Below are 23,346 nucleotides of genomic sequence, written 5' to 3'. Positions count from 1 at the left end.
AACAGGAGAAAAGACTCTAGTTCTATCTTCATGTTTTGACAGTTGCTTTCTTCTTAGGTACGATAAAATAAATGAATATTAGGAGGAATTTTATGACAAATTATACTGACGAAAAAGGTAAACGTCTAAGAGGATCTATGGCGCCTAAAACAGAAGAAGAAGTAGCATTAGCCGGCACAAATTCTGGCGAAACAAAAAACAAACAAGAAGCTTTATCTGGTTCAAATTCTAGCGAAGAAAAAGAAGTTGCGTTATCTGGTTCAAACTCCGTCGAAGAAGAAACATCTGCTCAACCAAATGCTTTTGAAAAAGAAGTAGAAAAATTAGCCAAAGAAGTAAAAGAAAAATTTGAAGAAATTACTACCAAGCATCAAAAGTAACGTAATTTGCTATTTTTATTTGTTTGGATTTATTTTTAATTGATAGGCAATTTCTATTAGACGCTTACCAAAGTCCAATTTTTTCGTGGGCTTTCGTAGGCAACTTTTAATTGACAAAAGAAAGGAAAACAGATCACTAGTTTAATTTTTAAAAGCTTCACGTTATCAAAAGATAGGCAAAATATGCAGAAAACATTTATTCATTTAATATCAGTTGCACAACTAAATTTTTGCAATCGTTTCAGCTCTCCCTTTTTTCTATTCCAAAGAAAAAAAAGTTATTTTCTTTATCTTTTTTTATATTATGCTTTATATTGAAGAAATGAAATTTTTTTCGTATTAAGATAGGGAGGAAATATATGGAAAAGCTCTGGTTGCAGATAGTCAATTCAAGTTTAGTTGCGCAAACTGATATCTTCGATCTTTTATCTACTTATTTATCAGATCATATGTACTTAATTTTAGGCGGACTCGCAATCCTCGTTTTTTTCGTGGCATTTTTAAGTAAAAAAACGACTAATAAACCCGCAAACAAGAATTTTTCATCAAAAACAGTTTCAAAACAAGGACAGTATAAAAGATTTAAATAAGTCTAAACAATTATACATATTAAAAAGACTTAGATTATTAGAAAATTAATAATCTAAGTCTTTTTATGAATAGAGAACAAAAACAGCATAAGATTCTATCAAAAAAAAGAATGATTGGATATAAATGCCTTTTTTGTAAATATAAATACAAAATAAATACATATAGTCTCTATTTTTTTGTTCTACAAATCATTTCTATAAAAAAAAATTATATTAATAATAAAATCTATTATATTGATAAATGATTATATTTACTGTATAATTTTCATGAAAATAACATACTATATGAAATGGAGTGTGTAATTGTTATGAAAAAAACAAGTAGAAAAGTAGTCATTGTCGGTACAGGCTTTGTAGGAACAAGTATCGCTTATGCAATGATTAACCAAGGAATTTCCAATGAATTAGTCTTAATTGACGTAAACCAAGAAAAAGCTGAAGGAGAAGCTCTGGACCTATTAGATGGTATGGCATGGGGAGAAGAAAACGTTGCCGTTTGGTCAGGAGATTACAGTGAATGTACCGATGCAGATTTAGTTGTAATCACTGCTGGAATTAACCAAAAACCTGGACAAACTCGTCTAGATTTAGTAAAAACAAATTCTAATATTATGAGAGATATTGTGAAACAAATCATGAATTCTGGATTTGATGGAGCTTTAGTAGTCGCTTCAAATCCTGTAGACATTTTAACTTACATTGCATGGAAAGAATCTGGCTTGCCTTCTTCTCGAGTAATCGGAACTGGAACAACTTTAGACACTACTCGTTTTAGAAAAGAAATTGCATTAAAATTAGCAATTGATCCTCGTAGCGTTCATGGATATATCTTAGGAGAACATGGAGATTCAGAAGTAGCTGCGTGGTCTCACACAACTGTTGGTGGAAAACCAATCATGGAATTTGTAGAAAAAGATCATCGTATTGAAGAAAGTGATTTAACAATCATTGCCGATAAAGTAAAAAATGCAGCTTACGAAATTATCGATAGAAAGAAAGCAACTTATTATGGAATTGGTATGAGTACTGCGCGTATTGTGAAAGCAATATTAAATAATGAACAAGCTGTGTTACCTGTTTCTGCTTATTTAAACGGTCAATATGGTGAAACAGATATCTTTACCGGTGTTCCTTCAATCGTTGATGAAAACGGGGTAAGAGAAGTGATTGAACTATCCATTACTCCTGAAGAAACAAAAATGTTCAATCAATCTGTTAGTGAATTAAGAAAAGTATTAAATACTGTATTATAATTTAAATGAAAAAGGCTAGCAAACCAAAGAATTTCATGCTTTGGTTTGTTTAATAGTTAAACATTAAAGCAATAAGCTAGAGGATATCGAAGATAAAAGTTATTTTCGATATCCTCTAGCTTATTTTCGTATAAAAAATGGGAAAATAATAATAGCAGAAAATTTTTTATTTTTTTAGAAATAAATGATGTTTGATGAAGAAAAAGTTGTTGTAAAATTATTTGTCATCTATCTATAGTGTGCTATTTTATTTACTTAGATGGGGCAGTTCAACAAGAAAAAAGAGGAGAGATTCTTAGTTCAGTTAATGCACAGGAAAGGACAGCTTAGGTCTGCGATTAAGATAATAAATGAAATGGAGGAATATTTACATATGGGAACTACCAATCAATCTGTAACAAACAATAAAATCAAAAAGAAAAACAGTCATTTGCTAGCTTAACTAAAGCAGTAAAAGAGGTAGAGAAAACAGTAGAACGTGTTTTTCTTACAAATAATCGACAAATGACTCCAGACACTCAAGAAAAAATTGGAAAATCAATGACTCACTCAATGAAACTAAACAGTAAAGAAAAATAGGGAGATAAGGAGAGAACAAGAGATGGCTTTCTTGAAAAATAAAAAATTTTTTCATATCGTAATAAGTAAGACAGAAAAAACAGCGTTAAGCAACATCTAGTATTTGTTTATTTAAAGGAAGTTCACAAAAAAATGGAAAAAGAAGAAATCAAATTACGAGCAAAAATTGCTGGTTTACAAGAAAAAGAATCTTTTTATATCAATATGAGTATGTTTAGGCAAGAAACATTGAAAGACGTAAATCGGTTGATTCCTTCTAAAAGAAAATCGTACAGCGAAAATAAAAAACTTTTGGAAAATATAGTAGAAAAAGCAAAACAAACAGCCGCAGAAAAAAATATTTATAAACAGCAACTACATGATCTAAAACAACGAATGAAGTAACTGAACTTCCTATCTATTTTTTATAATTTTGAACAAAAAAGTTAGTCCAGCAAGAACAACTGAGATTAGCTAATTTTTATAAGAATCAAGATGGGACGAGAAGAAGTTCTCCTATTGGAAAAAGAGATTCTTCTATGGAAGAAACACAAAATCTTAGATTCAAAATAGTGATTGTAGCAAAAAAAGATATTGAACAACAAATGGAGTTTTAGTCCGATAAAAAAAGTAAAATCCTTCACTAAAAAGATGCTTTGATACATAGATATAAAAAATTTTGTACACAATTATTGTTAGATAATGCAAAATAATTTTAAAATGTTGTAACGGCTCATTTGAGACGTTTTTTTGTGTTTTTTGGTTTGATTCAGTTTAGAAGTCGTTTAATCTACTTTAAAACTACTTTGTATAATATATATTATGTAAACTAAAATAAAACTTTTCTCTTTATGTATCATCTATCTTCTTCAAGTAAATAAAAAATATTTTAATCAACGGATTTTTTATATTTTACCTGATTCTCAAAGATAAGCTTGTAATTTCTTTTTTTAACGTATCAAATTCTTGAACTGGTTGTAATATCGAGTATAAATCGAACTGCTTCTTCTTGAGAAAAATGAGTAGTACAACCATTTAATTTGAAAAAAGTAATCATTGCTAAGAGCTGTCCATTTGTTTCCATTGTGAATATGAAAAAGATGTTTTTTTCAAGATTAATTACTAATATTGCTGCCTTATCATAAATAGTCGGAAGTTCTGTTCCAAAAATTTTCTGAGCTTTTATGTTAAATGTAATATCATTTAATTTTCTTTTGTCTGCTTGAAAAGGTTGCTTTATCGGCATATCTAAAGAATTTGCATCTTTAAGTCCGATTTTTTCACTAACAGAATATTGAACAATTACTTTATACAAAATACAAAAGTATATACTAATTATCAAAAATGTTTAGAATTATTTGTTTTTCTAACTTTTCGGAATAAATATCTATTTGTTAATGTACGCTCAAAAAGCTCCTTTTGGCTAAAAGACCTAAGAAAAAGCGACTAGCATTTTTTATACTTCGTCGCTTTACAAATTATTTGCTTAAAAACTGACTGACAGCTGTTTTGTTTGCTTCATTATCAATGACTAAAATACTACCAGCATAACTGCTATTACCAAAATTCCAAGAACCGTTTACTGGAACACTCAAGCGATCAATTCCACCCATTCCTCGCATAATTGAAAAGAGGTTTTTAACCATAAACAATGAAGGAATATCTGTTGAAGTATAACCAATCGCCTTCCCAGCAGCATAAGGAGAACGAAATAAATTCAACGGATTTTTTAGTTGATTGAATATTGCATTCATTACTTGCTGTTGTCGCCTTACACGTCCAAAATCTCCCTCTTCATCCATTCGAAAACGAGCATATTGCAAAAGGACATGCCCATTCATTTTTTGAATTCCTTTTTTGATGTCAACACCATCTAAATTCAAACTTTTTTCTGCCTTGATTTTTACGCCATTCACAAACAACGCATCAATCACTTTTTCAAATGATTTAAAATCAACTTTTGCATAATACTGACAATCCAGTCCAAAATTTTCTTTCAACGTTTGACGAACCAATTCAGCGCCTCCGTAAGCATAAGCCGAATTAATTTTGTTTTGACCCACACCGGGTATCGTCACAAAACTATCTCGCATAAAAGAAATCAATTTTGGCTTATGCGCTGGACCGTCTAACTGCAACAACATAATGGTATCCGCTCGTCCTGAATCTTCTCCTCTTGTATCACTACCTAAAATTAAAATATTATGAGCTCCGCTTGAAGATTGCATTCCTTTGAATTTCTCCGCAGTAACACTTGATAAACTGGTATCATGCTCAGCAATCCACTTTCCAACAAAAAACGAAGACGCAGAAAACAAAACAAAAAATAAAGCAACACCTAAGATTATTTTTTTCCAAGACCGTTTCATTTTTGATCGGTCATCTGTTAGCATTTTTTTCCTCTTAAAAAAGCCCTTTTTTGATTGATAAGTTTTCTTTTCACTCATTTTTTGAGAAAAATAAGGCGTCCAGACAGAAGAAAACGATCCCTTTTCCTCTTTGGCTTTATATTCCTGAGATTGATGAGAGAGGTGTTTAGTCTTTTCTTGTTCTATATAACTATTGCGATCTTTTTTACTTTTTCGTTCACGTCTAAAAAAACTCCCCCTTTCAATTAGAGGTTTTGCTTTTTTATGGATGTTCTTATGGCGATCCATCCGACTCATCTTGGTTCCTCCCCTATGTTTTTCAAGTAAGTCAAGCATACGATACTTATAAAATAAAATCAGCTGTTATAACCATAATTTAATAAAAAATAACGATTTAAACATCCTTATTCTCTTCATACACACCTAAGCAGCGGCGAATTTCTTCGATAGGCATTTCTTTTTGCGTCCAAAGTTCAAAAGCAATTGCTCCTTGATGAATCAACATGTCTAAACCGTTATATCCTTTTATACCAAGTTTTTTTGCTTCTTTTAGTAATTGAGTTTCACTTGGGGAATAAATTAAATCAAACACCGTTAAATTTGAAGATAACAGCGAGGCATGCGAAAGAGGCAAACATCCTTCCTTTTTTCCCATACCAATATCTGTGGCATTAATTAACAAATCCGCCTGCTTCAAATCCCTTACAAGTTGGGATTCATTTGCATAATCATGAAGAAAGATAGGACAACCAGTTTTTTCTGAAACTTTTGCTAAATACTCTTTGAATAGAAAAAATGTCGTATTTTTTCGTTTGTAGACATTTACTTCTTTCGCACCTTCTAACGCCATTTGCGCAATTATTGCTTTGGCTGCACCACCACCGCCTAAAACAATCATTTTTTGATTTACCACGGTCTGTCCGACTTCTTTTACCGCACGAATAAACCCCATTCCATCTGTATTGTAACCGATCAACTGATGATTTTTGTGCACAACCGTATTGACCGCACCAATCAATTCTGCTTCTGGACTTAATTCATCCAAGTAATCCAAGACAGCTATTTTATTCGGCATAGAGAAATTTCCTCCTAACATATCCAAAACACGAATGCTTTCAAGTGCTTGCTTCAAATGATGGCAATCTACTTCAAAAGCTAGATAGACTGCATCAATCCCACACAATTTAAAAGCCGTGTTGTGCATAATAGGAGAAAAACTGTGAGAAGCAGGTGCTGCAAAAAAGCCTGCTAGTTTGGTTTTACCGGAAATCATCTTTTTTCCTCCTATTTGATAAAATAAAAAACCTGATCTTCGTAAAAATGACACGAGACATCAGGTAGTACTTCTCCGCTTACTCGAAAATTCCATTGTTCTATCTTTTCTATGATTAAGATGAGTTCACACCAAGTTTAAAGGAGACTTTAATAATTTGTCAACTTCTCTTTGGCAATTTAATTCACTCAAGCGTGTACATCAAAAAACAACGTCTACGTTATCTTGCCATAATGGTACTAAAACAACCTATCATTCAAGAACTTCTTCAAAAAATTGGAGTAAATCTCCCATAGAAAGCTGATCTTTTTCTTTTTTTGACAAATCTTTTATGATTCTGCCTTTTTGCAGTACAATCAAACGATTACCATAATTTAAAGCATCTTCCATTCGATGAGTAATCATCAAACAGGTTAACCGTTGTTCTTGAATCCGACGATTTGTTAACTGCATCAATGATTTTGCTGTTTTAGGATCAAGCGCAGCTGTATGTTCATCCAATAAAAGAAGCTCTGGTGCTTGAACAGTTGCCATCAATAAACTCAATGCCTGACGCTGTCCTCCTGAAAGTTCACCAGCTGGTGTATCCAAATGTTGTTCTAAGCCATTGCCAACTTCTTGGCAAAGATTATAAAATGCTGCTTTTTGTTTCTTTAATTTCCGTAGACGAAAAAAACGTTTTTCCCCTCTGCGTTGAGCCAAAAGCAAATTTTCTGCAACAGTCATTCGTGGCGCGGTTCCCATCTTAGGATCTTGGAATACGCGTGAGAGAAAAACAGCACGTTTTTCTTCTGTTTCTTTTGTAATTACTCGATCTTTGAAAGAAATTGATCCTTGACTTAACTGTAAAGCTCCCGCAATTGTATTAAATAAAGTACTTTTTCCCGCACCATTTCCACCTAGAACGGTAATAAAGTCACCTTTATAGATTGTAAAATTAATCGCTTCTAATAGTACTTTTTTTTCGTGTGTTCCATTGCTCACCACTTTTTCTCCATTTTTAATTGTAAGAATCGCAGTCATAACTAAACCTCCTTCTCAAATCCTGTTTTAAGTTTCAAAGCATTTTTTAATTGTGGAATTATTAAGCAAATTGCTAAAATAATTGCGGAAAATAATTTAAGATATGTTGTGTTAAAACCAAGCTTAATGACTAGTAAAATTAATAATTGGTAAATGATACTTCCAACAACAATTGCAATCAAGCGCTCTGCTAAAGTTAGCTCATGGAAAATTACCTCCCCAATAATAATGGAAGATAAGCCGATAACAATCACACCAATCCCTTTATTCACATCTGCATAGCCATCATTTTGAGCAATCAACGCTCCTGATAACGCAATGACACCGTTTGAAAGAGTTAAACCTAAAATTTTCATCCGATCAGTCTTAACTCCTAAGGAACGAGCCATTGTTTCATTATCTCCGGTAGCAATATATCCTTGACCTAAATCAGTATTAAAAAAGAATAATAAAACACTAATTAACAACACTAAAATCAGCAAGCCAAGGAAAACTGTATCAAAATAGTCAGGAAAATGATAACGTTGAAACATATCTTGCAAAATTGGATAATTCAATAAGGATTGATTGGGCGTTTTCATTATAAATAAAATCACCGAATTCAACCCTGACATGACTAAAATTCCAGCAAGAATTACGGGAATCTTTCCTTTCGTATAAAGCAAACCAGTGATTAATCCTGCCGCCATACCTGCCAATATCCCGAGAGTTGTTGCAAAAAATGGTGACAAGCCATGAGTAATAGCCGTAACACATACCGCTCCTCCCAATGGAAAGGAGCCTTCCGTAGTCATATCTGGAAAATCTAAAATACGATAAGTCATAAAAATTCCTAAACCTAATATTGCCCACAGCATCCCTTGTGAAATTGCAGATACAATCATTTATCTTCCTCCTTCTTTGTTTGTGGTTGCATTTTCTTTAAAACAACTTTTGCTCTAGATTTAATTGAGTCAGGAATGATGATCCCTAATTGGTTGGCCTGTTGTTCATTGATGATAATATCTCCTTTATCAAAAACATAAACAGGCGTAGTTTCCGGTTTTTCTTTTCCTAAAGCAAGTGCCGCAGCCATCTTTCCGCTTTGAACTCCTAGATCATATTGATTAATACCAATAGTAGCCAGACCTCCTTGTTCAACCATTGAATCCACTGATGGTATCACAGGAATTTTTGCTTTATTTGCTTCTTTCACCACCGTTTGCATGGCATTGGCAATGGTATTATCTAAAGGAATATAAATAACATCTACTTTCTGACTCATGACTTGGACGGTTTGAGCAATTTCATTAGTCGAGGGAACTGCATATTTTACTGAAGTCATTCCTTGTTTTTTTATCGCTGCTTCTGCTTGACTCACTTGATATTTGGAATTATCTTCTGAAGAAGCATATAAAATTCCAACTTTCTTCGCTTTTGGTAAAATTTCACTAGTTAATTTTATCTGCGCTTCAACAGGCGGCTGATCGGATACGCCTGTGATATGACCGCTAGGTTCTTTTAATGATTTTACTAAGCCCGCACCTACTGGATCAGTTACAGCGCCTAAAACAAGCGGGATTGAATTTGTAACGTTTGCTAAAGATTGTGCTGCCGGTGTAGCAATCCCTATAAGTACCATTGGGTCTGCTTGAACCAATTGTTGACTCATCGTAGCTAATTTACTTTGATCTGCTTGACCATTTTGAAAGTGAATTGTTAAGTTTTTTCCTTCTTCCAGTCCAGCTTCTTTTAGTCCCTCTTTGATTCCTCGATAAATATCGTCCAATGCCGGATGACTCACATATTGCAACACTCCAACAGAAACCATTTGCTTAGATGAGCCAGTAGCTGAATCATCTGATGAACGATTCAGTTTTTCGTAAATAAATGTTCCTGTTAAATAAATCATAATAAGTGAAATAACTACTAATAATCGTTTATTTTTCATTTTTTTCCTCCTTATTCATTTAATTCTACAAGTCTTTTGTATGAATAATAAAAAAGACAATCACCTTTACGGCAATTGTCTTTACATAAAAAAACCGCATAGATTCAATCTATGCGGCAGTCAACTTTCTTATCCAGCATAGATACAAATTTTAGATTTGTACTCTAAAAAGTTGTATCTACGGTCAGGTAAAACTCACCATCAATACAACTTATCTACGCCAGTTACGCCAAATTTGATTAATTCCTGCTAAAAATTGGTTTGATAAGTTCATTGTGGTTCACCCTTTCCTTCTTTTCTTAATTTAAGTCTAATGGAATTTTTACATTTCGTCAACTGTTTTTCCCATGAATTCACTAGGGCTGACTTTCATTTGGACTTTCCTGTTTCTTCTTGCATTAACTTATCTTCTAATTTCTTTAATTTGGTTAATGGCAACCGATTAAGTTCTGGAATTAATTCATTTGAAAAATAACTTCGTTCTTTCTTACCGATAGTTAATCGGTTCGCTTCTTTCCCATTTTTAAAAAAAATAATCGTCATTTGATTTTGATTAAGATGGTATTTTTCTTCTAATTCATCCACATCATATACCAGTGGATAAAAGTAGATAAGACGATTTAATTCCTGCATCTTTTTAGAATAATGAAAAACTTTTATCAACTCTTGGTACATTTCACCTTTTGGTACACTAAACAATACAGAAATAGCTGTACTTTCTTTAATCGTTTCTGATGCTTCGTTTATATTTAATGGTCTAAGTTTTGACGAAGAAATAGTTGCGTAAACCACACTATCAATTTGTGCTTGCCGGATTTTTGAAGGAAAAACAAACATTATAACCGTCACAATCAACGAAGCAAGTAAAACAAAAAAACCGCATCGAAAATATTTTTTAGGCCGTTCATCAAAGTCATTCAAAAAATAATGATAGCTGCTTTTTATTTTTTTGTCTGCTTCTTTCCAAATAACGATCATCTTCTTTCCTCTTTTTATTTTATTATACCTAAGTTTTGTCTAGATATGAAAAATATAATTAAAGAACATTCCATTTTTTTCAAATAAGAAAACTCCCTTTTTATTTTATATCTTACACATTGGTTTTTCTTCTCTTTTTTCGTTATAATGAAATTACTTATGAAAAGAAATGAGGAATAAAACATGTCCTTTGATGGTGTATTTACCCATGCAATGGTTAAAGAATTGCGGGAAATTCTTTTATCTGGTCGAATTTCTAAGATTCACCAGCCATATGAAAATGAAGTCGTTTTGGTTATCCGTTCTCGCGGGAAAAGCCATCGTTTGCTGTTATCTGCACATCCGAGCTATGCTCGTATACAGCTCACTCAAATTGACTATCAAAATCCAGATACGCCACCAAACTTTGTGATGATGCTGCGCAAGCATCTCGATGGGGCAATTTTAGAGTCAATCGAGCAAATCGAAAATGACCGGGTGATTCACTTTCATTTTACTAAACGGGATGAACTTGGCGATTTGCAAAACATCATTTTGATCGTTGAACTAATGGGACGTCATAGTACGATCATTTTAGTGAATAAAGAATCGGGGAAAATTCTAGATGCCATCAAACATATCGGTAGCTCACAAAATACTTATCGTGTTTTATTACCCGGAGCGGACTATATTACACCACCTAGACAGCATCAACTAGATCCTTTCTGTCAGGAAAAAGAAAAAATTTTTCACCGTCTTTCTCAAGTTGAACTTACACCAAAAGAGTTGCAACAACAATTTCAAGGAATCGGCTTTGATACCGCTCAAGAATTAGCCACTCGTTTAGCGGAGCGCCCAAATGAAAAAATGTTTGTTTGGCAAGAATTTTTCACAGCCATCAACACCTGTCTAGTTCCTTGTCTTTTTGAAACAAAACGAAAGGAATTCTTTACACCTATTGTTTACAAAATTTACCAAAAAATAGCAGATCAAAAAACAGTTTATCCTACCCTTAGTGCATTGTTAGATGCTTTTTATCGAGAAAAGGCAGAAAAAGACCGTGCAAAACAGCAAGGCGGCGAACTTATTCGGAAAATTGAAAATGAACTTAAAAGAAATAAAAACAAATTGAAAAAACGAGAACAGACCTTAAAAGATTCGGAAAATGCAGAAAACTATCGAAGAGATGGCGAATTACTGACAACTTTCATGACGCAAGTCCCTAAAGGTGCAAATGCAGTCACTTTGCCCAACTATTATGAAGAAAACCAACCGATCAAAATTAAGCTTAACCCTGCGTTGTCTCCCAATCAAAATGCTCAAAAATATTTTCAACGTTACCAAAAACTAAAAAATGCAGTAAAACTGGTCGGTACTCAAATTGAAGAAGCAAAAAATGAAATTCGCTATTTAGAGTCTGTACTTTCACAACTAGAAATTGCAGGACCAATGGACATTGAAATAATCAAAGAAGAACTCACAGCTCAAGGTTACTTAAAAAAGAAAACAGTGAAAAAACAAAAACGAAAAAAAACTTCACAACCCGATCAGTATCTTTCATCAGATGGTACTTTAATTTTAGTAGGTAAAAACAACTTACAAAATGATCAACTGTCATTAAAAACAGCGAAAAAAAACGATTACTGGCTTCATGCTAAAAATATCCCCGGTTCTCACGTGATTATTAAAAGTAACGAACCAACAGACGAAACAATTACACAAGCCGCAGAACTAGCTGCTTATTTTTCAAAATATCGTCATTCTGCTCAAGTACCTGTAGATTTTGTTCAAGTAAAACATTTACGTAAACCAAATGGAGCTAAACCAGGATATGTCATTTATGAGAAACAAAAAACAATCATCGTCACACCTGAAGAAAATAAACTAAAAACAATGACTAAATTATAAGCTAACGGTTTACTCTACTAAAATCTAGCCATCGTTAAAGACTGCGTGTCATCAAATATATATTTTTGATGACACCTTTCTTTTTCTTAAAAATTCTTCTTGAATCTCCTTATTTTTTTCTAGAAGAAAAAAAGCATATACACAAACGGCTAGTTACTTATTTCTTTGAACAACAGTGATGTTTCCTTTTTTAGTGGAAATTTTTATTTTTTTAGCTGCCTTTTCTTGCTTTTTGAAAGAATTGTTTATTTTTCCAGACTGGCTGCTTAACTCAAACTTACTACCAATGTCCGATGACTGCACCCATTTAACATGACCAGTTTCACTTTTAACTAATGCATTTAACGGATACTGTTGACTAATAATCATCATGCCGGAGTCGTTATTAACAGATAACTTACCAGTTAAATCAGATAAGACTAATTTTCCAAGTCCATTTTTAATTGATGTATTTCCTTCTTGTCTTTCAATGACAGTCGTTCCTGTTTCATTACGGATGTGTAGTTGTTGGATTGTTCCTGCTGACAAAACATTTTTTCCTTCTGTATTTTTTAGCTGCATCCTTTCACTGCTAACAGAAGCAACTTTTGTCAATCCAGTAGTGGTAGAAACATCAATTTTACCTTGTCCATCCGAAAGTACCGTTTTTCCCTCTGTGTTTTCAATAGACATATCTGATAGAAATTGATGGACGATCACATCTGCACGATGACTTTTTACTTGAATTTTTTGACTATAAATATCGGTTATACTGATTCGTCCTTGTTTCACCACTAAATTAACATAGTCGCTATAAGTATGGTTTAACATGACATCCCCTTGTTCTAGTTTAAAATTCAACGAACGATGTCTTTGATTTTCTGGCAGATAAAAAACGACTTCTATTTTCCCAATTTTTTGCACCCAATCAAAAATGTTAGCTGTTCCGATCGTTATATGAGTCTGGTTTTTCGTCGCATTCACTAGATTTTTTATATCCGTTCTCCTTAAGTGTCCTTTTACTTCTACCTTTGCATTTTCATTTTCCGGTAATTGAATCATGCTGACTTCTACCGGATATACGGCTGAAAAATTTAATGACTCTAAGGAAGCTGATTCTAGCCATAGCTCTTTGTCAATCAATTGCCCTTGATAAAACCAAGCGTGATGGAAAAACAGTGCGAGACTACAAGCTAGGCTAGTTGTTCCAACTAAGTAGATCAAGCCCATGTATTTTCTTAATTTGTTCGGCTTCTTTGACATAAGCATTAGACAGACGGTGAAAAAAAATAATGTACATGCTCCCCACAGCAAAACGTGCTCTTGCACCATATAATAAATAACCATCAAAGCCAAATAAAAACTTAAAACAAGCAAACAAATTTGAAGCAAAAATACAAAAAAATTTTTAAGTCGTAGTTTCCAACGTTTTAAAATAAATTTTCTATTTAATCTATATTCACGCACTAAATCTTCCCGAGCAATCACATCTTGTTTTGCTCGCAATGCTTTGTCTAAACGTTTATCTTCATAATAAGCTTCGGCAATTTCTTGAGGCGTTCCTATCATTTTCAAAATGGCATCATACGACTCACCTTCTGCTGCTCTAGCTTCAATCTCTCTTAAAATATCATCTTTTATTTCAAGAAAATCAGCTTTATCTTTTTCTAAAAATAGTTTTTCTAATGTCTCAAAAAAATGATTTATTCGCTCCATCATCTTCCTCCTGTTTTATTTTTGTGACATTTTCTACAAATTCCGTCCATTCCTTATTCAAATCAAACAGGTATTTTTGCCCCAATGAGGTAATATGATAATATTTACGTGCAGGACCGCTTTTAGATTCCTTTAAATAAGCTGCACAATACCCTTCTTTTACTAACCGCCTTAATATAGGATAAAGAGCCCCTTCAGTAAGCGGAATATTTTTGTTGACAAGTTGGGTAATTTCATAACCGTAACGGTCTTGATTTTTCAGTAAATAAAGAACACACAACTCCAGTACACCTTTTTTAAACTGATTTGATTTCCCAACCACTATTTTCACCTTCCATACCTCATGTTGCATGCATATATTTATGTTTTATGTAATAAATATAGTCTACCTTATTTTGTACTCATAGAAAAGAAAAAAAGGCGCTCACCATGCAGCGAGTCCTTTAATGTTAGATTTTTATGCTAACTTAAGCGAACAAACGACATGGCAAACGTCTTATTTTTAATATTTAATTTTAAAATCTACTTTTGTTTTATCTGCATATTTTACTTTAAAATCAAACTTTTTCAATCCTTTTTGATCAGTTTTTAAATACTTCATGACATGTTCAGCTATTTCATTTTGGCTGCTAGTCTTTGTGTCTAAATCGACAAACAGCTCTTCAATATAAGTTTGGGCGACTGAACCTTTTAGCTTCATTCCAGTCAACTTGTTTTCCACTTCTGCTTTAATCGTTCCATTTGATTTTACTTCATATTCAAGTTCAATTTTGCCTTTTTTATATTCCATTTTAATTTCAACATCTTTAACTTGCTTGCTAAAAGCAGAGTCATCTGCATTACCAGTATTGTCTCCTTTGTCTGGTTCTTCAGTTGCATCATCTGTACCAATCGTTCCAATGTTTACGCCACTGTAATTGGGTTTATTAATTGTAACTACTTTAAATTGTAACTGTTGATGATTCGCAATGCTAGTCAAAATTCCGATAGTTTGGTACATGCTTTGCGAAATTCTACTTGCAATACGCTGTGCTTGTGTGGAATCATAGCCAAGAGATTCCCAGACACTTGCTTTTTTCAGTGCATTATACATATTGTTGATCGCTTTTTCTGTAGTATTTAACGTTACCCCAGTGGCATTTGCTAAGTCCTCTTTTGTAAAACTAATTACTTTTTCATACTTACTCTCCGATACAATAGTTGCTGCAGCGGCTGAAGTAGAATTTGTTAATGTAGTTCCTCCGACAGATAGAACAATTCCTGACAATAACAATAAACTCGTCATTTTTTTTAATTTCATATGTAACCCTGCTTTCTTTTTTTATGTTTGTTACAAACACTAGTATACAATGAATAGTACTGGTCGTCAAATAATTAATAATAATAATTATCGTTTTATTATACTTACCATAACTAAATTAAAAAATAGTATTCAGCTACCTATTTTTTGAAATGTCTTTCTTGCCGTCAAATAGGAAATATTTAAAATAACCAAAAAGACAAGTCATAGTTGTTGACTTGTCTTTTTGGCTTTCTCATAAAAATGACCTTTTTTAACACCTACTAAATTATAAAAAGTGGCGGCTTAAAAAGCGGGAATATTTGCTCCCTTTGAATTACTTTTTATAAAGTCGGCGACTTCCTTAGTAGTCATTGCTTTTTTTAACACTTTAATTTTTTCGCTATTTTGATTTCCTTTTCTTGTAACCAGCTGTAACGCATAGTGTTCACTTGCTGGTTCCTCTTCTAATAAAATCGCATCTTTTGTTGATAATCCTGCTGGTTCTAAATATGCTGGATAACAAAAAACCATGGCGATATCTTTTTCATCATACGCTTTCACTAAATTCAATAGGTCAATTCGTTCAAATTGTAAACTTTTAGGATTCTCAATAATATCCGCAAGCGTTCCATTGAAACCGACATCTGCTTTTAATTTAATCACGCCATTTTTATTTAAAATTGCTAATGCTCGCCCTTCATTCGTTGGATCGCTTGGGATGCCGACTTTGGCATGTTGAGGCAAATCATTTGCATGTTTGTATACTTTTGAATAAAATCCGCCAGCAAAAAAGTAAATTGGTTGAACCGCAACTAAGTCAGCTTTTTTTTCTTTGTTAAACATCGCCATAAATGGTTCATGTTGGGCAAAATTTGCATCTGCTTCATCGTGTTGTACGGCATCATTGTACGCAACGTTGTCACTTACTTCCATGATTTTAAGAGTATACCCTGATTTTTCAATTTCTTTTTTTGCAATTTCTAAAATATCTTTTGATGACTCTAATTGAACGGCGACTTTAATCTCTTTCTTATTTTTTTCTACGGAATTGGCTCCTCCGCAAGCAGTTAAAACAATTGTAGCCATTATAGCTAAACCGATTAAATAAAATTTCTTCATTTTTTTCCTCCTATTTTCGTTTATCAAGTGTTTGAGCAATGAAATTCCCAAGCATTTGTAATACAAAGACCAATGCAATCATAATCACTATTGCCACATACATAATCCCGTACTCATATCTTTGATAGCCTACACGAACAGCAAAATCACCAATACCGCCACCTCCAATCACTCCCATAACTGTAGAATAAGAGACCATGCTTACCGCGGTCGTCGTATATGCCAAAACTAATCCGCTTCGTGCTTCTACTAGTAAAAAGTACCGCACATATTGCAATCTTGTCGTTCCTAACGAATTAGCAAGCGAATAAGTTTCTTTTGAGACATCTAATAAAACTTGTTCTACTAAGCGGGCAAAAATAGCAATCGCAATAATACTTAAAGGAAATGAAGCCGGAACTGGGCCAAATGCCTTTCCTAAAATAGAGCGAGTCACTGGAATTAAAGCGATAACAAACAATAAATAAGGAAATGAACGAATCACTGTAACCAAAAAATTAATTCCCCAATAAATCCAAGGATAGCACCTGCGTACTTTAGGATTCGTTAAAAACAACCCTAAGCCTAAAGGTAAGCCTCCTAATAAGCACATGCTCATTGAGATAGACATCATTATCCCTGTTTCTTTCAAGCTAACTAGTAGCGATGGCCAATATTCCAGCATATTTTTTGAAAGAACCATTATGCCAAACTCCTTTTTATTTTTTCAAAATACGTCAGATTTTCTTCTTCATATTTTCGTGGATTATTCATTAACTTGCCAATCAACCGGCCATTTTCCATAACTAAAATTGTTTTACACAATCTTTTCACCGTTTCGAGTTCATGACTAACGAAGAAAATAGTTGGTTGAAATTCTTCATGTACTTTCTGCAATAAGTGAATCACGCTTTCTGTATTTTCTTCATCTAATGAACTCGTCGCTTCATCACACAATAAAATTTCCGGATTTCGACTCAATGCTCGAGCAATCGATACACGCTGTTTTTCTCCACCAGATAGTTTTACTGGATAAGTGGAGGCTTTATGAGACATGTCGACGAATTCCAGCAAGCGGTTAATTTTTGCTGGCTCTTTTTTTCTTTGAAGTTTCAATGGTAAGGCGACATTTTCATAAACACGTAAATTTTCTAACAAATTATAGTTTTGAAAAATCATTCCCATTTTTTGCTGTTGCTGGCGTTTTGCTTTTTTGCTGAGCGATTGAACGTCGATTCCATTCACTAATATTTTTCCACTGCTTGGTTGTTCCATTAAATTCAATAATCGTAACAATGTGGATTTTCCAGAACCACTTTTTCCAACAATTCCAACGATTTCTCCTTGTTCAATCGCAAAACTAATTTCTTCCAATGCTTTCGTTTTGCCATACACTTTGGTTACATCTAGCCATTCAATCATGAGAGCCTCCTATTCAAAATAAAACAACTTATAAAACTGTTTAAATATTTAATAGCTATTTATATTAAATGAAACTGATTTCATATCATTAATTATCTATATATTCTCTTAATATATATAAAAAATCAACTTTATTCCATCGTTTCTAATCTGTTTTTTAACTGTATTAGTATTTTTCTTTATTTTCTTAACTCAAGTTGCTTGTTTTTTGATCTTTTTATATAACTTGCTTATTCAAAGTTGCTTTCTTCAAAAACTATAATTTTTTCTAACTAAAAAAGATCATCTAAATTATGTGAGTATTTGTTTTCTTATAAAAAAGAGTGGCATAAAAGTAAAATCTACTCTTATACCGCTTTTATTTTTTAGAATCAACGCTTTTACGCCTGATTTCAATTAATTTTAGTTATTCAATTCATTCATCTGCTTTATTAAATTGTTTAGACGGTCGATAAACTTTTGAGCAATTTCACTTAATGTCTGTTTCAAAGAATAAATCACATACAACTTGTTTTTAGGGCTGTTTGCTAATGGAATCAAACAAAGATGCTCTTTAAGCTCGCCAATCACTATTCCTGAGCCTGAAGCATAAGCATCTGTTTCTAGCACAATATTCATTAATGTTCCACGATCACTAGTATATACAACTGTCTCTTGTTCCGGAATTTCAATCAAATCTTCATAAAAATAAGGAAAATTATTTCCATCTTGGGTGAATCTTACTTGCGGATACAGTAACAATTCTTCTTTGCAAACTTCCTTTCTTTCACTTAAGGGATGGCCTTGACGCAAAAAAATATGTGTTTGAAATTCTCCTAGTGAATGAGCTGCTAGCTCTCCTTGTTCAAGATATCTTTTGATAGCTGCTCGATTATGCTCATTCATATAAAGAATCCCCAGATCGCTATGTTGATTCTTCACTTCTTCAATCACATTTGCCGTAGTCGTTTCAAGAATACGAAATTGTTTGATATCTTTTTTAAACGAAGTAATTAATTTAGCAGTTAAAGGTCCAAGAAAATCATAATGCTGAGATGCGACAGAAAAACTCTCACGTTTTTCATTTGACAGGTAATAATTTTCTAAAGACTCTAATTGAATGAGAATTCGTTCGGCTTTTTTTAAAAAAGATTTTCCTTCTTTCGTTAGATAAGCACCGCGATTTGTTCGAATAAATAACGTAATCCCAAGTTCTGTTTCCAATTCTTTGATTCCGACTGAAAGGCTAGATTGGGCGATATAAAGTTTTTTAGAAGCTTCTCGAAAGCTTCCATTATTTGCCACTGCGACTACGTATTTTAATTGTTGAAAGTTCATTAATTTTCCCCCGCATGATAGTAGATTTTCCGATCCTTTGAAGATTGCAACGGTCGATTATTTGGCTTGACGTAGTGTCCTTTAAAAGGAATCAAAAAGTCTTTGTTTAATTCATGAACTTGATCCATCACAAACCACTTGATGGGTCCGCTAGTCGGTGGTGTAGTTAAAGAACCAATGTAGTGGTAATGACTTCTTTTTTCTGGAAAAAAGAAAATGGGATTGCTCCAATGTTCGTGTTTTTTTAAATTCCAATGATTTTTACTATCATGTAACCAACATTTATGGTGGGTCAACCGGTACATTACACCTACAACCAAGTTTTCTTTGTGCATATTCATATGCACAAAGTGAAATTCGATATCTTCTTGTGTGCCATTGATAAAGTGTTCAGCAGGTACATGAAAATGAATATCTGTTAGATAATATTTTTGACCTTCCAGCTCAACGTAACTAAGTTGATCATATGGTACTAAATGAATCGTATTTTTAAACTCTTTATCTGTAAATCGTTGTTTTTGGTAGTGAAAAGTAATCGTTTGGTTCAGTTTTTCTAGCGATTCATTGTGAGGTAGCGAAATAGGCGACTGCCATTTAAATTTTGCTGCCTGAGCAAACCAATCGCATAGTTCTTCCCAGTGTTCGGGACCTTTTTCTCCAGAGTAGTCCCATTCAACAGCCATGTTCTTTTTCATTTTCTCCTCCTGCGTTTTTATAAAATTTAATGTTTTTCATCAAATAAATTTCAAATGAGTTTTATTTCTTTTTATATCTCCTAAAATCTGAAGGATAAAATAATAGTAGAAACCCTAAAAAGTAAAAATTACTTTTCTGCTGATTCTATCACTGAATAACTTCGTCTCGCAAATGTCACGCTTATACAACAAACTTCAATCTTCTATAGTGGAAGCATTGACAAAAAAATAGAAACCAGAAAAAATTTCTAGTTTCTAAAATAAAATAAGATATAGCAAATTCAAAACAACTAGCTCTAAAACACTTGTTCAAGCGGTTTACCTATGGAGTTTTGGAAGCATTCAAAACAGCATAGCTCTAAAACCTCGCAGAAAAATTTGCTGCGAGAGTTTATTCTCACGCTACTCGTCCATAGCAAACTTTCGTCTTGAATGCTTTCATTTTTTATTAAAACAGGTTGTTTTAATAAAAGTATACCACGTATGTCAATGTAACAAAAACATTTTTCTGATTTAAATTCAAAAAATAGTTTAGATATCTTAGTTTTTTTGCCAGTTTGTGGGATCTTTTTTCCACTTTTTTAGTAATTCTAGTTCCGCTGTATCAATAGTACTTTCTTCTAGAGCCGTTTCGATCAGTACAGAATAATTTGTTAAAGTTACAAGCGGTAATGCTGCTCGTTCAAAATTTTTTTTTCCAGCAGGTAACTCATAAGTGAATATTGCTGAGACTCCTAAAACGTCGGCTCCTTCTTTTTTAGCAGCTTCAACGGCTTCTAAAACACTTTTCCCAGTAGAAATCAAATCTTCAATCACTACCATTTTTTGTCCTTCAACTATATGTCCTTCTACTTGATTGCCTTTTCCATGATTTTTTGCTTTGTTGCGAATATACACCATTGGTAAATCTAAAATTTCTGCTACCCACGCCGCATGAGGAATTCCAGCAGTAGCAGTTCCAGCAATCACTTCGACCTCTGGAAATGTTTGTTTGATCCTATCCGCTAGACCTTGCGCAATCCCTTTTCTTACTTTTGGGTAACTCATAGTCATCCGATTATCGCAATAAATTGGACTTTCAAGACCACTTGCCCAAGTAAATGGTTTTTTTGGACTTAAAAAAACAGCTTTAATGGCTAGCAAATCATTAGCGATTTTTTTTTCGATAGATTTCATTTTTAACGACTCCATTCTTTTTTAATTGTTTGATACGCACGATAAGGATCCTTTGCTTGCGTAATAGGGCGTCCCACCACAATAAATGTCGAGCCCTTCTCATGTGCTTTTTCTGGTGTGACAATTCGAGTCTGATCACCTGCAATTGTTCCTTTTGGTCTGATTCCCGGTGTTAAACAAACAAAATCTTTGCAAGTTTTTTCTTTAATGGCATTTACTTCCCATGCTGAGGAAACGACACCGTCAAGTCCTGCTTTTTTTGCGCATTGCGCGTAATGAATCACACTTTTTTCTAGGGACACTTCAATTAATTGCTCGCTTTGCATCTCTTCTTCACTTGTAGAAGTTAACTGCGTGATGGCTAACAGTAGCGGACGTTTTTTCCCTTTAGGTGTTCCTTCTTCTAGACCACGCAATGCGGCTTGCATCATTTTAATCCCACCAGCAGCATGAACACATGTAATATCTATACCTAGTTTAGCTAACCCGCGCATAGCTTTTTCGACAGTGTTTGGTATATCGTGCAGTTTTAAATCTAAAAAAACTTCATGACCAGCGTCTTTTAGCCAACGAACAATAATTGGTCCTTCTTGATAAAATAATTCCATCCCGATTTTTACAAATAGTTTTTCTTCTTCTGGAAATAACTGCATAAATTGTTCGACTTCTCGCCAAGTGGAAAAATCTAAAGCAATAATTGGTCGTTGATTCATCGCCTTCGTTCCTCTCTTACTTCTTTAATTAATTGTTCGAGGGATTCAATCCCTAATTCTGTCATTTTGACAGGTAATTCCCGAATTAGATTCGGACAAACAAAAGGATCGGTAAAGTTTGCTGTTCCAACTGCCACAGCACTTGCTCCTGCCATAAACATCTCTAAAACATCTTCTACTGTTTGAACACCACCCATCCCAATGATTGGTAAATCAGAAACAGCTGCGACTTGATGTATTAAACGAATCGCTACTGGTTTAATGGCAGGTCCTGAAAGTCCGCCTGTTTGGTTAGCAAGTATTGGTTTACGTGTTTTTAAATCAATGCGCATTCCCAGCAAAGTATTAATCATCGTAAAACCATCTGCCCCTCCACTTTCAATAGCTTTAGCAATAGGAACAATATCGGTTACATTTGGAGATAGTTTCACATAAACGGGAACAGTCGCTACTTTCTTTACTGCTCGAGTTAATTGAAACGCAATCTCTGGATCCGTACCAAAAGCTATCCCACCGTGTTTCACGTTTGGACAGGAGATGTTTAGTTCAATCGCTTTAACATTGGTTGCTCGTCCAATCTTGCGGCAAACTTCGACATAATCTTCTTCACAAGCCCCAGCAACATTAGCAATGATGGGAACAGAATAACTTTCAAGTTCAACCAAGCATTCATTCATTACTATTTCTAATCCGGGATTTTGCAACCCAATAGCATTTAACATACCTGATGGCGTTTCTGCTACACGAGGCGTTGGATTGCCAAATCTTGCTTTAAGTGTCGTGGCTTTAACCATGATGGCGCCTAATTGATTCAAATCATAATAGCAGCCGTATTCTTTGCCAAAGCCAAAACAACCACTTGCAGGCATAATAGGATTTTTCAAGTCTAATCCGGGTAGTTTGACTGCTAAAGGATTTCTGCTCATAAGACGACCTCCCCTACTTTAAAGATCGGCCCTTCATTGCAGACTTTGACACTTGTTGTTCCTGTCTCGTCTGCTGGTTGATGACATACACAAGCATAACATGCACCAATGCCACAAGCCATTCTTGATTCTAATGAAAGTTGTACATTGGGGTGAGCCAGATAAAGTTTCTCAATTGTTTTTAATAGACCGTTAGCACCACAAGCAAACACAGCTTTTGGTTTCTTGGAAGTACTTTTTAACAAAATTTCTACGTTTCCCTGCATACCATACGAGCCATCATCTGTGGAAATGCTGGTATCACCTAGTCGTTTAAACTCTTCTTCGTAATACATAACTTTTTTTGATGAAAAACCTAAAAAATGTATAGGCTTAACCCCTATTTTTTTTAACTGTTTCGATAATTCATATAATGGAGGAATACCAATTCCTCCACCAACAATGAATACTTCGTCGTCTTTTTTCAGATGTGATAGATCAAAACCGTTACCTAATGGTCCTAAAATGTCTAAGTCGTCCCCTTTCTTTAACTCAGAAAATATCCGTGTTCCCTCTCCTTCAATTCGATAGATGATACGACAAATACTATTTTCTTTATCAATTGAACTAACACTAATAGGACGACGTAAGAGTAAATCAGCTCGAGGTACACGAATATGCAGGAACTGTCCCGGGATCGTCATTTCTTTAACCAGCTCTCCTCTTAGACTCAACTCATAAATGTAAGGTGCTAATCGTCTTTGATCAATGATTTTCATTGTTTCTTGTTTCATGTCCACTC

24 protein-coding genes are annotated in these 23,346 nt (G+C 33.8%); 5 read left to right on the top strand and 19 right to left on the bottom strand.

Annotated elements, in window-relative coordinates; all coding sequences use genetic code 11:
- Window positions 1–92: 92 nt before the first annotated feature.
- The 4 genes from RV14_RS00545 to RV14_RS00530 all read left to right on the top strand — a co-directional run bounded on the left by RV14_RS00545 (window position 93) and on the right by RV14_RS00530 (window position 3,186).
- Window positions 93–380, top strand: a complete 288-nt coding sequence (locus tag RV14_RS00545) for an rRNA processing protein (RefSeq protein WP_071854413.1) — start codon at window positions 93–95, stop codon at window positions 378–380.
- Window positions 381–739: 359 nt separating this feature from the next.
- Window positions 740–970, top strand: a complete 231-nt coding sequence (locus RV14_RS00540) for a hypothetical protein (protein ID WP_071854412.1) — start codon at window positions 740–742, stop codon at window positions 968–970.
- A 308-nt stretch (window positions 971–1,278) separates the two neighbouring features.
- Complete coding sequence (locus tag RV14_RS00535) at window positions 1,279–2,223, top strand: L-lactate dehydrogenase (RefSeq protein ID WP_071854411.1); 945 nt, start codon at window positions 1,279–1,281, stop codon at window positions 2,221–2,223.
- A gap of 711 nt (window positions 2,224–2,934) precedes the next feature.
- Complete coding sequence (locus RV14_RS00530) at window positions 2,935–3,186, top strand: hypothetical protein (protein ID WP_071854410.1); 252 nt, start codon at window positions 2,935–2,937, stop codon at window positions 3,184–3,186.
- Between the two features lie 553 nt (window positions 3,187–3,739).
- Here RV14_RS00530 and RV14_RS00525 read toward each other — a convergent pair.
- From RV14_RS00525 to RV14_RS00495, 7 genes are all read right to left on the bottom strand, one after another.
- Window positions 3,740–4,096, bottom strand: a complete 357-nt coding sequence (locus tag RV14_RS00525; protein WP_245785425.1) for a type II toxin-antitoxin system death-on-curing family toxin — start codon at window positions 4,094–4,096, stop codon at window positions 3,740–3,742.
- 163 nt (window positions 4,097–4,259) lie between these two features.
- Window positions 4,260–5,447 carry an LCP family protein gene (locus tag RV14_RS00520; protein ID WP_071854409.1) on the bottom strand — a complete coding sequence of 396 codons (1,188 nt, stop codon included), beginning with the start codon at window positions 5,445–5,447 and terminating at the stop codon, window positions 4,260–4,262.
- A gap of 97 nt (window positions 5,448–5,544) precedes the next feature.
- A complete protein-coding gene (aroE, locus tag RV14_RS00515) occupies window positions 5,545–6,423 on the bottom strand; it encodes a shikimate dehydrogenase (RefSeq protein WP_071854408.1) in 879 nt (292 codons plus the stop codon).
- A gap of 252 nt (window positions 6,424–6,675) precedes the next feature.
- Complete coding sequence (locus tag RV14_RS00510; protein WP_071854407.1) at window positions 6,676–7,446, bottom strand: ABC transporter ATP-binding protein; 771 nt, start codon at window positions 7,444–7,446, stop codon at window positions 6,676–6,678.
- A gap of 2 nt (window positions 7,447–7,448) precedes the next feature.
- Window positions 7,449–8,330: an ABC transporter permease gene (locus tag RV14_RS00505; protein ID WP_071854406.1), complete on the bottom strand. Its 882-nt coding sequence runs from the start codon at window positions 8,328–8,330 to the stop codon at window positions 7,449–7,451.
- Complete coding sequence (gene trpX, locus RV14_RS00500; protein WP_071854405.1) at window positions 8,327–9,376, bottom strand: tryptophan ABC transporter substrate-binding protein; 1,050 nt, start codon at window positions 9,374–9,376, stop codon at window positions 8,327–8,329. Before trpX ends, RV14_RS00505 begins: the two co-directional genes overlap by 4 nt.
- A gap of 369 nt (window positions 9,377–9,745) precedes the next feature.
- Window positions 9,746–10,354 carry a hypothetical protein gene (locus RV14_RS00495; RefSeq protein WP_071854404.1) on the bottom strand — a complete coding sequence of 203 codons (609 nt, stop codon included), beginning with the start codon at window positions 10,352–10,354 and terminating at the stop codon, window positions 9,746–9,748.
- A 183-nt stretch (window positions 10,355–10,537) separates the two neighbouring features.
- On the opposite strand from RV14_RS00495, the gene efbA reads away from it, so the two are divergent.
- Window positions 10,538–12,241, top strand: coding sequence for a fibronectin-binding protein EfbA (efbA, locus tag RV14_RS00490; RefSeq protein WP_071854403.1), 1,704 nt, complete (start codon window positions 10,538–10,540; stop codon window positions 12,239–12,241).
- Window positions 12,242–12,394: 153 nt separating this feature from the next.
- Here the strand turns inward: efbA and RV14_RS00485 are convergent, their stop codons facing one another.
- From RV14_RS00485 to RV14_RS00430, 12 genes are all read right to left on the bottom strand, one after another.
- On the bottom strand, window positions 12,395–13,936 hold the full coding sequence (locus RV14_RS00485) for a DUF4097 family beta strand repeat-containing protein (protein WP_071854402.1): 1,542 nt from the start codon (window positions 13,934–13,936) through the stop codon (window positions 12,395–12,397).
- Window positions 13,911–14,258: a PadR family transcriptional regulator gene (locus RV14_RS00480; RefSeq protein WP_245785424.1), complete on the bottom strand. Its 348-nt coding sequence runs from the start codon at window positions 14,256–14,258 to the stop codon at window positions 13,911–13,913. The genes RV14_RS00485 and RV14_RS00480 overlap by 26 nt, the downstream gene beginning before the upstream one ends.
- Before the next feature lie 180 nt (window positions 14,259–14,438).
- Complete coding sequence (locus tag RV14_RS00475) at window positions 14,439–15,236, bottom strand: YusW family protein (protein ID WP_071854400.1); 798 nt, start codon at window positions 15,234–15,236, stop codon at window positions 14,439–14,441.
- A 285-nt stretch (window positions 15,237–15,521) separates the two neighbouring features.
- On the bottom strand, window positions 15,522–16,337 hold the full coding sequence (gene emtC / locus RV14_RS00470) for a metal family ABC transporter substrate-binding protein EmtC (RefSeq protein WP_071854399.1): 816 nt from the start codon (window positions 16,335–16,337) through the stop codon (window positions 15,522–15,524).
- Between the two features lie 10 nt (window positions 16,338–16,347).
- Window positions 16,348–17,019, bottom strand: a complete 672-nt coding sequence (emtB, locus tag RV14_RS00465) for a metal ABC transporter permease EmtB (RefSeq protein ID WP_071854398.1) — start codon at window positions 17,017–17,019, stop codon at window positions 16,348–16,350.
- A complete protein-coding gene (emtA, locus tag RV14_RS00460; RefSeq protein ID WP_071854397.1) occupies window positions 17,019–17,738 on the bottom strand; it encodes a metal ABC transporter ATP-binding protein EmtA in 720 nt (239 codons plus the stop codon). Before emtA ends, emtB begins: the two co-directional genes overlap by 1 nt.
- A 402-nt stretch (window positions 17,739–18,140) precedes the next feature.
- Window positions 18,141–19,055, bottom strand: a complete 915-nt coding sequence (locus RV14_RS00455) for a LysR family transcriptional regulator (RefSeq protein ID WP_071854396.1) — start codon at window positions 19,053–19,055, stop codon at window positions 18,141–18,143.
- Window positions 19,055–19,750, bottom strand: coding sequence for a carbonic anhydrase family protein (locus tag RV14_RS00450; protein ID WP_071854395.1), 696 nt, complete (start codon window positions 19,748–19,750; stop codon window positions 19,055–19,057). The genes RV14_RS00455 and RV14_RS00450 overlap by 1 nt, the downstream gene beginning before the upstream one ends.
- 540 nt (window positions 19,751–20,290) lie before the next feature.
- Complete coding sequence (gene pyrE / locus RV14_RS00445; protein ID WP_071854394.1) at window positions 20,291–20,926, bottom strand: orotate phosphoribosyltransferase; 636 nt, start codon at window positions 20,924–20,926, stop codon at window positions 20,291–20,293.
- Window positions 20,927–20,928: 2 nt separating this feature from the next.
- The gene (pyrF, locus tag RV14_RS00440) at window positions 20,929–21,639 is read right to left on the bottom strand and encodes an orotidine-5'-phosphate decarboxylase (protein WP_071854393.1); all 711 of its coding nucleotides are present in this window, start codon (window positions 21,637–21,639) and stop codon (window positions 20,929–20,931) included.
- Window positions 21,636–22,565 carry a dihydroorotate dehydrogenase gene (locus RV14_RS00435; RefSeq protein WP_071854392.1) on the bottom strand — a complete coding sequence of 310 codons (930 nt, stop codon included), beginning with the start codon at window positions 22,563–22,565 and terminating at the stop codon, window positions 21,636–21,638. The genes pyrF and RV14_RS00435 overlap by 4 nt, the downstream gene beginning before the upstream one ends.
- Window positions 22,562–23,338: a dihydroorotate dehydrogenase electron transfer subunit gene (locus RV14_RS00430; RefSeq protein ID WP_071854391.1), complete on the bottom strand. Its 777-nt coding sequence runs from the start codon at window positions 23,336–23,338 to the stop codon at window positions 22,562–22,564. Before RV14_RS00430 ends, RV14_RS00435 begins: the two co-directional genes overlap by 4 nt.
- Window positions 23,339–23,346: the final 8 nt, after the last annotated feature.

This window comes from Enterococcus ratti (assembly GCF_001886195.1).
GTDB lineage: Bacteria > Bacillota > Bacilli > Lactobacillales > Enterococcaceae > Enterococcus_B > Enterococcus_B ratti.
Note: the sequence above shows the minus strand (reverse complement) of the source record. Positions and strands in the feature narration are given on the sequence as shown.

Bases quoted from the DNA above. Each gene is read 5' to 3' on its own strand.
- RV14_RS00545 (WP_071854413.1), top strand. From the start codon at position 93: ATGACAAATTATACTGACGAAAAAGGTAAACGTCTAAGAGGATCTATG.
- RV14_RS00540 (WP_071854412.1), top strand. From the start codon at position 740: ATGGAAAAGCTCTGGTTGCAGATAGTCAATTCAAGTTTAGTTGCGCAA.
- RV14_RS00535 (WP_071854411.1), top strand. From the start codon at position 1,279: ATGAAAAAAACAAGTAGAAAAGTAGTCATTGTCGGTACAGGCTTTGTA.
- RV14_RS00530 (WP_071854410.1), top strand. From the start codon at position 2,935: ATGGAAAAAGAAGAAATCAAATTACGAGCAAAAATTGCTGGTTTACAA.
- RV14_RS00520 (WP_071854409.1), bottom strand. From the start codon at position 5,447: ATGAGTCGGATGGATCGCCATAAGAACATCCATAAAAAAGCAAAACCT.
- aroE (WP_071854408.1), bottom strand. From the start codon at position 6,423: ATGATTTCCGGTAAAACCAAACTAGCAGGCTTTTTTGCAGCACCTGCT.
- RV14_RS00510 (WP_071854407.1), bottom strand. From the start codon at position 7,446: ATGACTGCGATTCTTACAATTAAAAATGGAGAAAAAGTGGTGAGCAAT.
- RV14_RS00505 (WP_071854406.1), bottom strand. From the start codon at position 8,330: ATGATTGTATCTGCAATTTCACAAGGGATGCTGTGGGCAATATTAGGT.
- trpX (WP_071854405.1), bottom strand. From the start codon at position 9,376: ATGAAAAATAAACGATTATTAGTAGTTATTTCACTTATTATGATTTAT.
- RV14_RS00495 (WP_071854404.1), bottom strand. From the start codon at position 10,354: ATGATCGTTATTTGGAAAGAAGCAGACAAAAAAATAAAAAGCAGCTAT.
- efbA (WP_071854403.1), top strand. From the start codon at position 10,538: ATGTCCTTTGATGGTGTATTTACCCATGCAATGGTTAAAGAATTGCGG.
- RV14_RS00485 (WP_071854402.1), bottom strand. From the start codon at position 13,936: ATGGAGCGAATAAATCATTTTTTTGAGACATTAGAAAAACTATTTTTA.
- RV14_RS00475 (WP_071854400.1), bottom strand. From the start codon at position 15,236: ATGAAATTAAAAAAAATGACGAGTTTATTGTTATTGTCAGGAATTGTT.
- emtC (WP_071854399.1), bottom strand. From the start codon at position 16,337: ATGAAGAAATTTTATTTAATCGGTTTAGCTATAATGGCTACAATTGTT.
- emtB (WP_071854398.1), bottom strand. From the start codon at position 17,019: ATGGTTCTTTCAAAAAATATGCTGGAATATTGGCCATCGCTACTAGTT.
- emtA (WP_071854397.1), bottom strand. From the start codon at position 17,738: ATGATTGAATGGCTAGATGTAACCAAAGTGTATGGCAAAACGAAAGCA.
- RV14_RS00455 (WP_071854396.1), bottom strand. From the start codon at position 19,055: ATGAACTTTCAACAATTAAAATACGTAGTCGCAGTGGCAAATAATGGA.
- RV14_RS00450 (WP_071854395.1), bottom strand. From the start codon at position 19,750: ATGAAAAAGAACATGGCTGTTGAATGGGACTACTCTGGAGAAAAAGGT.
- pyrE (WP_071854394.1), bottom strand. From the start codon at position 20,926: ATGAAATCTATCGAAAAAAAAATCGCTAATGATTTGCTAGCCATTAAA.
- pyrF (WP_071854393.1), bottom strand. From the start codon at position 21,639: ATGAATCAACGACCAATTATTGCTTTAGATTTTTCCACTTGGCGAGAA.
- RV14_RS00435 (WP_071854392.1), bottom strand. From the start codon at position 22,565: ATGAGCAGAAATCCTTTAGCAGTCAAACTACCCGGATTAGACTTGAAA.
- RV14_RS00430 (WP_071854391.1), bottom strand. From the start codon at position 23,338: ATGAAACAAGAAACAATGAAAATCATTGATCAAAGACGATTAGCACCT.